At 39.1% G+C, this 14,033-nt stretch carries 12 protein-coding genes; 3 read left to right on the top strand and 9 right to left on the bottom strand.

The genetic code is table 11. The annotated features are described in order from the left end of the window. Positions 1-3 precede the first annotated feature (3 nt). The 3 genes from KH109_RS00850 to KH109_RS00840 are packed head-to-tail and all read right to left on the bottom strand — an operon-like array spanning position 4 to position 3,535. On the bottom strand, positions 4-2,298 hold the full coding sequence (locus KH109_RS00850) for a molybdopterin cofactor-binding domain-containing protein (protein WP_295214751.1): 2,295 nt from the start codon (positions 2,296-2,298) through the stop codon (positions 4-6). Beyond that, the gene (locus tag KH109_RS00845) at positions 2,298-2,753 is read right to left on the bottom strand and encodes a 2Fe-2S iron-sulfur cluster-binding protein (RefSeq protein ID WP_024065760.1); all 456 of its coding nucleotides are present in this window, start codon (positions 2,751-2,753) and stop codon (positions 2,298-2,300) included. Before KH109_RS00845 ends, KH109_RS00850 begins: the two co-directional genes overlap by 1 nt. Then, positions 2,753-3,535 carry an FAD binding domain-containing protein gene (locus tag KH109_RS00840; protein WP_227283275.1) on the bottom strand — a complete coding sequence of 261 codons (783 nt, stop codon included), beginning with the start codon at positions 3,533-3,535 and terminating at the stop codon, positions 2,753-2,755. The genes KH109_RS00845 and KH109_RS00840 overlap by 1 nt, the downstream gene beginning before the upstream one ends. 154 nt (positions 3,536-3,689) lie before the next feature. On the opposite strand from KH109_RS00840, the gene KH109_RS00835 reads away from it, so the two are divergent. After that, complete coding sequence (locus KH109_RS00835; RefSeq protein ID WP_295214912.1) at positions 3,690-4,565, top strand: QueG-associated DUF1730 domain-containing protein; 876 nt, start codon at positions 3,690-3,692, stop codon at positions 4,563-4,565. Between the two features lie 467 nt (positions 4,566-5,032). Here KH109_RS00835 and yfbR read toward each other — a convergent pair whose 3' ends face one another. The 3 genes from yfbR to KH109_RS00820 are packed head-to-tail and all read right to left on the bottom strand — an operon-like array spanning position 5,033 to position 7,460. Beyond that, the gene (gene yfbR, locus KH109_RS00830) at positions 5,033-5,623 is read right to left on the bottom strand and encodes a 5'-deoxynucleotidase (protein ID WP_024065764.1); all 591 of its coding nucleotides are present in this window, start codon (positions 5,621-5,623) and stop codon (positions 5,033-5,035) included. 26 nt (positions 5,624-5,649) lie between these two features. Beyond that, positions 5,650-6,507: a D-alanyl-D-alanine carboxypeptidase family protein gene (locus KH109_RS00825; protein WP_295214745.1), complete on the bottom strand. Its 858-nt coding sequence runs from the start codon at positions 6,505-6,507 to the stop codon at positions 5,650-5,652. Positions 6,508-6,530: 23 nt separating this feature from the next. After that, the gene (locus tag KH109_RS00820) at positions 6,531-7,460 is read right to left on the bottom strand and encodes a mechanosensitive ion channel family protein (protein WP_295214742.1); all 930 of its coding nucleotides are present in this window, start codon (positions 7,458-7,460) and stop codon (positions 6,531-6,533) included. 165 nt (positions 7,461-7,625) lie between these two features. Between KH109_RS00820 and KH109_RS00815 the strand changes: the two genes are divergently transcribed. Beyond that, positions 7,626-8,402: an adenosylcobinamide amidohydrolase gene (locus tag KH109_RS00815; protein WP_295214739.1), complete on the top strand. Its 777-nt coding sequence runs from the start codon at positions 7,626-7,628 to the stop codon at positions 8,400-8,402. 179 nt (positions 8,403-8,581) lie between these two features. Here KH109_RS00815 and KH109_RS00810 read toward each other — a convergent pair whose 3' ends face one another. The 3 genes from KH109_RS00810 to KH109_RS00800 form a co-directional block, all read right to left on the bottom strand. After that, complete coding sequence (locus KH109_RS00810; protein WP_295214736.1) at positions 8,582-9,559, bottom strand: asparaginase; 978 nt, start codon at positions 9,557-9,559, stop codon at positions 8,582-8,584. Positions 9,560-9,648: 89 nt separating this feature from the next. Further along, the gene (gene nadE / locus KH109_RS00805) at positions 9,649-10,416 is read right to left on the bottom strand and encodes an NAD(+) synthase (RefSeq protein WP_295214733.1); all 768 of its coding nucleotides are present in this window, start codon (positions 10,414-10,416) and stop codon (positions 9,649-9,651) included. An 8-nt stretch (positions 10,417-10,424) separates the two neighbouring features. Next, positions 10,425-11,876 carry a nicotinate phosphoribosyltransferase gene (locus tag KH109_RS00800; RefSeq protein ID WP_295214730.1) on the bottom strand — a complete coding sequence of 484 codons (1,452 nt, stop codon included), beginning with the start codon at positions 11,874-11,876 and terminating at the stop codon, positions 10,425-10,427. 316 nt (positions 11,877-12,192) lie between these two features. Here KH109_RS00800 and KH109_RS00795 point away from each other — a divergent pair, with 316 nt between their 5' ends. Next, a complete protein-coding gene (locus KH109_RS00795; RefSeq protein ID WP_295214727.1) occupies positions 12,193-13,641 on the top strand; it encodes an aminoacyl-histidine dipeptidase in 1,449 nt (482 codons plus the stop codon). The last annotated feature ends 392 nt before the right edge of the window (positions 13,642-14,033 follow it).

Here is a 14,033-nt window from a genome sequence, read left to right as displayed (position 1 = left end):
TCTCTATACTTTATATTTCTCGTCCATAGCCATAAATACCTTCTCAGGTGTCATAGGTAATGTACGAACGTCCGCACCAACTGCATTTTTAATAGCATGTTGAATAGCTGGACTAGCCGTATTAATAACAACTTCACCAATAGATTTGGCACCAAATCCGCCTGTCGGTTCATAAGACTCTACAAAGTCTACATGTAACTCGCCAATATCTTGACGGGTTGGAATTTTATAAGTCATAAGGTTATTAGTCTCTAAGCGACCATTATTAGAATAGCGTACATCTTCATACAACGCCATGCCGATAGCTTGTACTACGCCGCCTTCAACTTGAACGCGAGCCAATTTAGGATTAATAACAGTACCGCAATCGATGCAGGAATATGTATGAAGCGGAATAACCTTACCAGTTTGTTTGTCTACTTTTACCTCTGCAATAGTTGCCATGAATGGAGGTGGGGATGTATGACTGCCCCAGGTAGCGAAACCAGACAATTGTTCAGCGTTAACGCCTACCAATAATTTTGGAGCTAATTGATGGATATCCATAGTTTGAGAACCATCTTTTGTGGTAGCTACAACGCCATCAAAATCGATGTTTTCTACATCTGTATCGAAGAATTGAGCGAACTTAGCAATAATCTTAGTACGTAATTCTTCAGCAGCCATTTTCGTCGCCGTACCAGTTACGTATGTTGTACTAGATGCATAGGAACCTGGATCAAATGGTACGATGTCTGTATCAGATTCAACAACAGTCATGTATTCCATAGGACAGCCAATGATTTCACAAGCCATTTGAGTCAATACAGTATTAGCACCCATGCCCATATCGGAAGAGCCCGTATACAATGTATAGTTACCATCATCGCCAAGACGAATTTCTACAGATGCTACGTCAATGTTAGCAACACCAGAACCTTGTAATGCTAATGCCATGCCAAGGCCACCGCGATAACGTTCGTCAATATCCCAAGAATGAGGACGCTCATCCCAACGCGCCATTTCTTTTACGCGGTTTACTGTATCTTGGAATAGACCAGAGTCAAGGTATTCATCTGGAGCGTATACCAAGCTTTGTTCACCTTGAGCAATCAAGTTCTTTTGACGCAATTCAGCAGGGTCAACACCCATTTTATCTGCCAAATTATTAACAGCACACTCTAATGGCCATAGCGCTTCTGTAGCACCATAACCACGGAATGCACCGCCTGGTGTATGGTTCATGTATACGCCTTCTGTACCGTAGTGGACAGCTGTCGCTTTATTGTATAAAGGAATGGACTTATGCTCACCAGCTGTAGTAGTAGTGAAACAGTGAGTTGCATGAGCACCTGCATCAGTAATGGAGTCCATATCAATTACTTTGATAATTCCATCTTTTGTAGCACCTACACGGATTTTCCATTCACGAGCATGACGTGTAGTGGAGCAAGTCTGTGCTTCAGTGCGATCGTATAAGAGGTAGCAAGGTTTCTTCAATGTCCACGCCACAAAAGCTGTCATAATTTCTGTGCAAGCCGTTTGTTTAGAACCGAAACCACCGCCGATACGAGGTTTGATTACGCGAACCTTTGTAGCCGGAATTCCTAATGCACGCGCAATATGACGGCGCACATGGAATACGATTTGTGTAGAAGATACGATAACTACGCGGCCCAATGCATCAATGTAACCATAACTTTGGAATGGTTCCATTGCTGTTTGGCGTGTAGCTTGGTCAAAGTAAGTACCATCTACTACATAATCACATTTTGCAAGTTCAGCTTCAATATCACCTACTCGTTTATGATAAGATACGCAAATATTGCGTTTATAATCTTGACCTACAGGAATATTGTTATGAATATCATCTTCAGGGTGGACTACTGTTTCATGGTCGATAGCCGTATGCATATCGAGCACAGGTTTTTGTACTTCGTATTCAACCTTGATAAGAGGCATCGCTTTAAGTGCTGTAGCTTCATCTTTTGCAACAACAAGAGCCACTTCATCGCCTACATAGCGAACTACAGGGTCTAAAATAAGCGCATCATAAGCAGATGGCTCTGGATAGGTTTGACCAGCCAAGGTAAAACGAGTATTAGGCACATCTTCATGTGTAAAGATTGCTTCTACGCCAGGAATCAATTTAGCTTTAGATGTATCGATTGATTTAATGCGCGCCTGTGCATGAGGGCTACGAAGAACCTTAATAACGAGCGCATCTTTTGGAACAAAATCGCCAGTATAAGACGGTTTACCCGTCAAAATACCTTTAGAGTCAACCTTGTCATAAGATTTACCAATGTGCTTATTCATTATTTTAGGCCTCCTTCTAAGAATTTACGAACCCCTCGAAGTTGTGATTCATAGCCAGTACAACGGCACAAGTTACCGATGAGGTATTCACGAATCTCATCATCACTAGCCTTTGGATTTTTACGTTTCAAGTTGATAGCACTCATCATCATGCCAGTTGTACAGAAGCCGCATTGGTCAGCGCCTTCGCTAGCAATACAAGCCGCTAATAATTCAGCCTCTTCTTGCAAGCCTTCTAATGTAGTGATTTTATGACCTGGCGCACGGAATGTAGGATATGCACAAGACAAGATAATTTCGTCATCTACCCATACGGTGCAAAGGCCACAGTTTGTTGTGTCACAGCCACAACGTACGCTATAGTAACCAAGATTACGCAATGTATCCAACAACATTTCATCCGTTGGCACATTAACAGTTACATTTTTATTATTAATATTAAGTACGAGTTCCATTATTGTGCCACCTCCTTAGACAAGCGTTGAACCATAGCTTTTACCATTTCCATGCGATATTCTTTGGAAGCATGAGAGTTAGATTGGTAAACTAACTCTTCAGATGCTAATTGACCTGCTTCTTTTGCTGCACACAATCCTTTTTCTGAAAGCAGAGCACTTGCTTTTTCTGCTAATTGAGGCACGCCAGGTCTTGTACCGATGTACACTTCAACGCCTTTGTCATCACGGCGAAGAGCACCTGTCAACACTGGGAAGTCACCACGAGAGATGCGAAGAGCCTCTACAGCTACAGGCACATCTACTTTAGGGATACGAATTTCCACGAGGATATCACGTTCTCTGTATTTCATATAGTCATGTATGGACATGCGACCGCCTTTAAAAGTAACGATGTCTGCATGTACTGCCATTAATGCAGGAATAATGTCGGAGAAGCCGAAGCGGCTTGCTACAGATCCACCCATAGTAGCAGTGTTGCGGAATTGAATGCCAAGAATTTCTTTAACACCTTTAACAACAGCACCACCACAGAATTGTTGTAATGGCTCAAAACGTTCCACGTCGCCTTGCGTTGCCATAGCACCAATGACAAATTCGTTATCCTCTTCGCGAACATAACGCAAGTCAAGACTAGCCATATCAATCACTGCAGGCCATGTGCGTCGACCTAAACGCAACCAGCAGCCGCCAGCTAGCATTGGGGCAGTTTTGTTTTTTGTGGCTAATTCATAAGCCTCTTCCACCGTCTTCGGTTGTAATACTTTCATAAATGCTAACATAATCTGTCCTCTCAATGGTATACTAATACTAACAGAACTGGATGATAACCACAAAAATACAGATATCACCGAACTACAAACTTAGCAGGAATCTATAGAATTCCTCACGTTTCTTATACTTTTATTTTACCAATTATTCGCCACTAAATCTATGATGAAAGATATAAATTTACAGGAATTTTGCAAAGAATTACATATTTATGAATTTGGGATTGCTCCTTGGCCTCTACCTGAAAATGCAAAAACCATTTTGTACGAAACTAATCCCTGTCCATTTACAGCGGCAGATGTGGAGGAACGACTACTAGGAACAACTGAGTTCACACCTAAAAGTGCTATTGTCTGTCTCTTTCCATACTACGTAGAACATAATGGTCCATCCAATCTATCCCGCTACACATGGGGCACAGATTATCACCTGGTCATTAATGAATATTTAGAAAAACTTATTGAAAAATTACAAAAAATGAATACTTCAGCTCAGTTTTCTATACATTGTGACACCTCTCCCTTGGCAGACCGTTACATGGCATACTTAGCAGGCCTTGGCTTTTATGGCAAAAACAATTGTTTTATCAGTCCTAAATGGGGATCCTACGTAGTAATAGGAACGATATTAACCACCTTAGAATTTGAGCCGAACACACCACTTGAACAATCTTGCATGGGTTGTAATCGTTGTATTACCGCTTGTCTAGGTCAATGCTTAGGGCACGAAGAATTCAAATATGATACTTGTAAAAGCTACTTAACCCAGAAAAAAGGAGAACTCACCGACCAAGAACAACATATTATCGCTAAAACCCCATTAGTATTTGGCTGCGATGTATGCCAAGAGGTGTGCCCTCATAATCAAGGTATTCCCACAACACCAATTCCCGAGTTCCAACAAATCGAACCACACATCGATATTAATGAACTAGAAATGCTTACAAACAAAGAGTTCAAAGCTAAATATGGGCACCGGGCATTCTCATGGCGTGGGAAGAAAATATTAATGAGAAACCAAAATATTATTGAAGAAAAATAGATATTATAATTTGTTATGCTTTATAATATCTTTGTAAGCTTTACAGGCTTTGACATCTGTTTAGCAAAAACTTATAATAATATAACAGAGATAGCTAGATGCCTAGGAACGTCCAGCTCATCTCTAAAACTTTATTTGAGATGTAAAATGGCTGTGACGTCTATTAAGATGTTATGGCTATTTTTCGTTTTTACGGCAAATAAGCACTACGAATGCGCCACAAGTGAATAATAAGCTGATGATGCTTACCACTAGGGACAATATTTCAAAATCACTCATAGTCTCACCTCCTCGAACGAGAGAGATGAGCAGAACAACATCTAACTACCTCCTACACTAAAGTATAAATACAAGAAATTACGAAGTATAATGATTAATTGATATGCCACTAATAGTCACATACGTAGGAGATTTGGTATTTTTGCAGAATAAAAAGAGACGACCATCCGTCGTCTCTTTTTTAATCATTATTTGATTTCGTAATAATTTAGCTCATCTAAGCTTTTACCAAGAGCAGGCATATAAGTCTCAAGGAACATATCTACCTCTGGCATGTTGAGTGCTTTCAGTTTAGCCAAAATAGAGTCATGTGCTTCTTTAAACTCATCGTTCCCTGCCTTGAGTTCGTTTACACATTTCATATAGGCCGAAATTGTATCTGCTGCCTTAACGATAGGCCACTCAGGATTACCCTCTGCATCTACTATGAAAGGCTTATAAACAGCTTGTAATCGTTCTGGCAAGGTAGATAACATTTTCTCTTGTGCTAATGTTTCAACTTCACCGTACAGTTCACGAAGTTTTGGATCAAAATATTTAATCGGTGTTGGCATGTCGCCTGTAAAGATTTCACTCACCTCATGATACATGGCAATGACCGCTACCTTATTAATGTCCACATTACCACCAAAGTATTCATTTTTGAGAGCTGCTAAATTGTGAGCTACCATAGCCACTTCAAGGCTATGTTCTTGAATATTTTCAATTTCTGTATTACGCATGAGGCTCCATCGATTGATAAAGCGCATGCGTTTTAAAAAGGCAAAGAATGAACTCATATATCCCCCATTACACAATAGTTCCCCTAAATAACTCCACGAAGTTTAAAACCGTAATCAAGGAATTGTACTGCTTCATCCCAACGGTTATCATCGTTAAGCATAACTACAATCATAGTATGACCATTACGGGTAGCCGATGCAATCAAGCATTCCCCTGCAGCATTCGTAAAGCCAGTTTTTAAACCATTAGCACCAGGATATTTATTGCGAATGAAATGGTTTGTAGTGCGAATTGTTTCTGGCGTACGGTTTTGATAAGGCACCTTATAATAATCATTGGCTACTTTATCACGGAACATTTGGTATTTCATACCATACGCTGCAATCATCGCCAAGTCACGAGCCGTAGAGTGATGACCCATTTGTGTCAAACCATGAGGATTTAAAAATACACTATTTTTTGCCCCTGCTTTTGCAGCAACGCGATTCATGTCCTTTGCAAAGTTCTCTACAGAGCCACTTACATTTTCTGCTACGACAACGGCCGCATCATTACCGCTAGCAACCATCATGCCTTCAAGAACGCCTTCCAAGGTAATTTGATCGCCAACGCGAACCCCCAGATTGGATTCCTCCATACTAGTGGCATAACTACTAATAGTCGCCAGTTCATCAAGTTGTGTACCTTTGAGTTCTAGAGCTGTTAGCAATGTAACCATTTTCGTAGTGCTCGCAGGATGCATCCACTTATCAGGATTCTTTGCAAATAGGATTTCTTTTGTATCCGCATCGATGAGGACAACGGCTTCACCAACTGTAGATGGCGGTGCAATATATGCCGCATAGGAAATACTAGATCCTAGTAATACTAAACCTATAAAAGCTATCAAGAAAACAATTCGTTTCCACATCATAAACAAATTAGTTGTTAAAGATATCATATATCCCACTTTCTACATTACACTTAACTTTCTGGACTATCATCGATGGCAACATTCGTTCCTGTTGCTTTTTTCTTAGTACCTTTGATTTCACCAGTAGAGTTATCTACATTTTGAATATACACCACACGTTGAGGATATGGAATATCAATACCATACTTATCGAATGCATCCTTTACATCGGACATAATGCTATATTGCACATCTAAGAAGTCCTTCGACTTTACGTGAGCATAAGCAGCAATACGTACAGAGTTATCGCCAAATTCAGCAATACCAATTTCTATATTTTTAGGATTAAGAACCCGTTTATCATTAGCAAAAATCTTCTTTAAGATTTTAATTGCTTCGTGATGATCATTGTTATAACCAATATCAAACATAAACGGAATAACCCGTTCAGTTGCATACGCTATATTAGTTACGGTTTGAGATGTAAGGATCGAATTTGGTATATACACATTTCTTTGATCTTTAGTAGTGATAATAGTATACATAAATTGAATAGACTTAACACTACCTATAGTATCTCCAACTTGAATAACATGACCTGCTCTAAAAGGCTTAAATATAAGAATTAATAAACCAGAAGCCAAGTTAGAAAGGTTGTTTTGTAAAGCCAAACCAATACCTAAACCAAAGGCACCAAAGGCAGCTATAAAGGATGTGGTAGGAACACCAAGTTCATTTAGGCAAATCAATATTAACCCTACAAGTAAGGCATAATTAATAATCTGAGTGATAAAGCTCATGGCTGCTGAGTCGTAAGAGGCCTTAGTCATAATACGTACAGCAAAAGTTTTCGCCCATTTAATAGCATAACGCCCTACCCAAAATGTAATAATAGCTAATAATATATTGCCCGCTTGTGAAAAGAACCAGTCTCGAATATGAATTAATACATTAGCATCTTTAAACAATATTTCTGAAGCAGTATAAAAAATATTGTCCATGTTAGACCTCCAAAAATAAAACTATCTATATGATTAAGCACATCTATAAATATAGTCATCATAAACATATATGCTATAATTTAATAAATATATTTTACAACGATACGGTAAAGCTATTATATCGTTATATTAAATATATAACAATCTAAATCTAGGGAGACTTACATGTTCAACAATCCATACGAAGCACCGCAAGAGCTTACTACAGGCGGTTATATAACAAAGGAGTTACATTCCGTTACAGTGCACTTTGATGATATTCACTATTCCCTGTCTAGCGGACAATTAAACGGTGGCTATCACCACACACTGGCCGTGCGCAACCAACAATTAACATACCAAATCGAAACAGAACGCGATTTACCAGGTGGCTCTGTAGCCAACTATTTAGCCCAAGAGTTCGAACAAATCGATACGCCAGTCCATTTCAGTACTGCACTTCTTACCTCTGCAACAATGACACTCCACGCCTACGCCAAGGTCGAGGAGAAAGATACTATCGTAGAGACTATCGTTACAGCAGGGTACGAAAAAACGGCCCATCGTGCAGGCACAGGCTATTGCTACGAGGAGCGAGATGGTAGTTTCATAGTACCTGGCACCATTAACATTCTTGTCTTTACAAACAAGGCATTAACAGATAGTGCCATGGTGAAAGCCATCATGACTATTACGGAGGCTAAAACTGCAGCCCTCCAAGATTGGGGTGTTGAAAGTGTACGCCTCTATCCATTTAGCAACGAAGATATTCCTGAAGCAATTACAAAAGAACGCAAGACTTCTGCTACAGGGACCTCCACAGATGGCGTTATTCTCACCATCGATACAAATGGTGATGTGTTAACGGACGCCGGCTCCTTCTCCCTATTTGGAGACACATTAGCTAAAGCAGTTTATGTAGGCGTACAAAGAGCTCTATCAAACGCCATTGGCGCTGAGTAAGCAATACTTTTAATAGTTCTAATACCATCATTATGTAATATACAAATAAAACCGCACATCCTAGGCAATCGGGATGTGCGGTTCATTGTATATAAAACTGTTACACATAGTATAATACTTGAAAATGAATATCAAATTAAGATTTGAGAGTTTTTCTCAAATCTTTTTTTATTTTCTAATTAATATTCATAGAAGAACTGTTGTAACTTTTTAAGATTTTTAGTTTTTGTAAGACCAAGCATCAATAGGATGCGAGCTTTTTGTGGACTTAATGTATCACTTACGAGATAGCCTGCTAGTGCATCTTGTGGTACGGCAGACACCATGCCACTCCCTGTACGAGAGGCGCGTACAGTTGGGAATGCTGTATTTTGTGTTATTTGACGTACATTTTGAGGAATTGTACCATGCCCTAACCCCGTCAAGATGAGCCCATCAGGATTAGTGGCAACTACACTCATCGGTACCATGTCATCCATTCCACCATAGCAAGTCAAAATGACTACACGAGGCAATTCTTTTAAATCATGTACATCAAAGATAGATTCTTTCGTATGACGACGAGTAGAGGCTTTATAATAATGAGCCACTCCCTCTTGTACAATGCCAAGATGACCTACTAATGGACTATCGAAGGTTGCTACATTCGTTGTATTCCGCTTAGAAACATCGCGTGCTCCATCAATATAGCCATTTAGAACAACAAGTACACCTTTACCTACAGACTCAGGCGTTCTCGCCACTTGAATCGCTTGTAATAAATTAATAGGACCATCTGCACTGATTGCCCCAGCAGGTCTCATCGAGCCAGTAATAACGATAGGTTTATCTGTATGAACAGTAAGATTAAGAAAATAAGCTGTCTCCTCCATGCTATCTGTTCCATGAGTAATAACAACACCGCCTATATCCTCTTGATTTACTAATTCTTGTACTAACTTAGATAAATCCAACCAATGCCGGACAGTAATATCAGAACTTTCAATATTACTAAACTGAGTATATGTATATGGACCATATGGTTCTGTGCCTGGTACGGAGTCTAAAATTTCATCGAGGCCTAGTACACCTGCAGTATAGCCCGTCAAATCTGTATCGGATGCGCCTTGTCCAGCAATTGTACCACCCGTACCAATCAACGCAATTTTTGTCTCCATATTACCTCCATCATAAAATACATAAGAAATAGTAAATCTTTGGTTAATCAACATTAGCATGAATTAGACTAGCTAAAACAAGTCCTCTCTCAACATTGTGGGTGAAAGGACGGCATCAATTCTAATTTATGCTTATTAATACGATTCAAATAATCAATACGTTCTTTCGTTTCAGGATTTTCTATCTCTCCAGTTCTAATATATCGATCTAATACAGCATAGGTAAATCCTAATTTATCCTCATCAGATAGACCGCTGAGTCCATCACTAGGCGTCTTATCTACAAGATATTTTGGAATATCAAGTAATCGACCTATTTGGCGCACCTCTTCTACGACAAGATTGGCAAGAGGACTAAAATCTCCAGCACTATCGCCATATTTTGTAGAATACCCTACATAATCTTCAGATCCATTACATGTATTAGCTACACGTGCGCCATTTAGCAAATTTTGCCCTACTGCATATAGCGTTGTCATGCGAAGACGCGGTGGTGTATTAATTCCTGCATCCTTGGATATATCAGTTCTACCAGTAACTGCTTTATAACCTTCACCTTGAATGATAGCGTTCGTCAAAGCTTCATAGGCAGTTCCAATATTCACTATGATATGTGGAATCCCCAAATGTGCTACTACAGCCTTGGCATCATCGATATCAGTCTGAATTCCATTCGGCATAAGAACACCTACTACGCGTTCTGCCCCAAGCGCTTCTTTACATAAAGCAGCTACAATTGTGGAATCCTTACCACCTGAAATACCTACTACGGCGCTACAGCTAGGTCCATTTTGACTAAAGTAATCTCGAATCCATTGAACGAGAGCCTCTTTTGTTACTTCTGGATTGTCTAACATAAGCCCTCCTATTTCTTCCGGAAAATACGATTTAATAAATCCATTTTCATTTGATAGTATCCTGGACTCATATCAAGGTAATGACGATGTGGATTTTCAAAGCGCTGTTCTTCTAACCAAATTTCGCGGTCTAGTTGGTCTTTAACGTATTGACGAAGCTCTTCTAGTGTCGGCAATTTTACGATAAGCTTGCCATCTTTAATAATGAGTTGTTTCATCTCTTTAAAGGTGCAATTTTCAAAGTACAATTCACGCCATGGTTGTTCTGGATCGATATAACGATATGGTTCTGTCGTATCTGGTACCTCTTCTAACAATGTTAATAAATCTGCAATGGCACGCCCTTTATCATTGTATACGCGATACACCTTTTTAAAACCTGGGTTCGTAATCTTTTCAACAGATTCAGAAATCTTGATGCGAGGCTCCCACACACCATTCTTTTCAACACCAGCAATCTTGTATACGGCCCCAAATACAGGATCGCTCTTAGAGGTAATCAGTCTTTCACCTACACCAAAGATATCAATAGGACCACCCTGTCCCAATAAAGAGGTTATTGTATATTCATCAAGACTATTGGAAGCCATAATTTTGCAATCTTCTAAGCCTGCCTTGTCAAGCATACGACGAGCTTTTTTAGCTAAGTAAGCAAGGTCACCAGAATCAAGGCGTATACCTTTTAATCGTTTTCCCATAGGTTCCAATACCTCTTTAGCTACTTTAATAGCATTAGGAACCCCAGAGTTTAATACATCATAGGTATCAACAAGGAATACAGCCCCGTCCGGATACACTTCAGCATAAGCTTTGAAAGCTTCGTATTCAGAATCATGATACATAACCCAACTATGAGCCATGGTACCACTCACAGGAATACCAAATTGTTGGCCCGCTAAAACAGTTGCCGTAGACTGTACCCCACCAATGTAGGCTGCTCTCGCACCATATACAGCGGCATCCACATTATGAGCTCGACGAGCTCCAAAGTCGGCTACTACACGCCCATCCGCAGCACGAACGATGCGATTAGCCTTTGTAGCGATAAGGGACTGATGGTTCATCATAGTTAGCACTGCAGTTTCTACGATTTGTGCGTCTATGAGAGGGGCTACGATGGTTATAACTGGTTCATTTGGATAAATAATAGAACCTTCTGGGAACGCATATACATCACCAGTAAAGGAGAAATCTTTAAGATAGTTTAGAAATTCCTCACTAAAGATCCCTTGATTCCGTAAAAAATCGATATCACTTTCATCAAAGTGTAGATTTAAAATGTACTCAACGATTTGTTCAAGACCACCAAAAATGGCAAAGCCACCCTTATCTGGATTGCGTCTAAAGAACACATCAAAAGCGACTCGATCCATATTTTCATGTTGTGTAAAATAGCCGTGTGCCATGGTCATCTCATAAAAATCCATGAGCATACTAATATTGCGACTGTCGTGTTGCATCGGTTCACCAACCTTCTAAAATCTAATGGAGTTAATCAATCGTTAATCGTATATCCTCATTATACATTATTATTCCTATATAGCCAGTACATACATATACTACAGCTTCCATAAACTATCCTAATAATCATTCTTGTGATATAACTATATATATACTAACTATTTATATATTCCATATATGTGTCGGTGAAAGTTATTACTGGAATAAACTCTTTTATTGGTATTACAAATTCAGATACTAATAAAAACACTAAGTATTCCGTATAATCAATCAACATATATATCTATTATTTACATGAGAATGAAAGGAACCATTATGGAATCAATCGTTCAAGCAAAACGCGTATTAGAAATATTTAAAGAAATGAGCCAAATTCCTCGTGAATCAGGAAACGAAAAAGGCATCAGCGATTATATCGTAAACTTTGCTAAAAATTTGGGGCTTGAGGTTCATCAAGACGATCAATTTAATGTAGTCATCAAAAAGCCAGCGTCTCCAGGTTATGAAAACCGACCTTCTATCATCTTACAAGGCCATATTGATATGGTTTGTGTACGAGATCATGACTCCAATCATGACTTCTCCAAGGATCCTATTGCAAACATCATCGAAGGTGAATGGATGCACGCAGACCACACTACACTAGGTGCGGACAACGGTATGGGTGGTGCCATGATGCTTGCCATCCTCGAAGATGATAGTCAACAACATGGACCTATGCAATTATTGTTCACCACAAATGAAGAAACTGGCATGGATGGCGCTTTCGCCATTAAAGAAGGCCAAGTAAGTGGCGATTACTTACTCAACCTCGATACAGAGGTAGAGCACGACTTCACTGTTAGCTGTGCTGGCGGTTGCCATGTTCACGTAAACATTCCATTATTGCGCGAAAACAACCAACCTGGTTATGATGCAGGCTTATCTTTTACCGTAACAGGCCTTAAAGGTGGTCATTCCGGTATTGAGATCTGCGAACAACGTGCTAATGCTAACCAAGTATTAACACGTGTACTCTATGATATTCAACAACAATATCCTGTATGCTTAGCATCCTTTGAAGGTGGCGTAAAACATAATGCCATTCCTTCTAAAGCAGTTGCTGTATTATCCGTACGCGCTGAAGATGTAGCGGCCATTAAAACATTAATTGCCTACCAAGAAAAGCAATATCTCCATGAATATGGTATCCAAGATCCAGGTCTTAAATTTGTTGTAGAAGATGTCGCTACTCCTGATGTAGTATATGCAGATGACACAACAGAAGCTCTTATTACTTACATCTATCTTGCACAAGATGGTGTTCATTCTGTAAGCAAATCTATCCCAAATCTTGTAGAAACTTCTAACAACATCGCTATCGTACGAGAAAACGAACATACTATTGAAATACTCATTTCCATTCGTAGCTCCAATAGCAACAGTCTTGAATTCTTGGCTAAGAAAATGATATTACTTGCGAAAACACTAGGTGTATCTGCAGAGCGTACTGGTGGTTATCCTGCATGGGAATACGATAAAGGCTCCAAACTTGAAGAACAAGCTATTTCCTTACATAACGAAATGTTTGATACACCAGCTAATGTAAACGCTATTCATGCAGGTCTTGAATGCGGCTTGTTGAAAGGCGTATTACCAAACACCCAAATGATTAGCTTTGGCCCTACTATCGTAAGTCCACATACACCAATGGAACGCGTTCATTTACCATCCGTTGAAAACGTGTATGTATACCTCAAAGCATTGTTAGCTAAGTTACAATAAAATTACAATAAACATACAAAATTTTAAATAATAACTACATACTTTATATATAATTTGGTATACTAAAAGTAATCTAATTAGAGATTTATATAACGAATTCTCTTCCCCCCTCCTATGAGGGCTTCAGTCAACTCTTCCCGACTGAACCTTCTATAGGAGGGATTTTTTATGTTTTTCAAAAAAATATAAAATTAATATATATTCAAACAAGAGTATTCATTCATATATGGAGAAATTGATAATTCCTACGTTTTTCACAATTAATTATGAATATTAAATACATCTGTTAATATACTCATATAATGTATATAATCCATATATTTAAAGAGAATTTTAAGAATAATAGAACTCTCATAACTATGCATATACCCTAGGATGTATTTTCTGTGTTA

The organism is Veillonella sp. (genome assembly GCF_018381775.1).
Lineage (GTDB): Bacteria > Bacillota > Negativicutes > Veillonellales > Veillonellaceae > Veillonella.
Note: the sequence above shows the minus strand (reverse complement) of the source record. Positions and strands in the feature narration are given on the sequence as shown.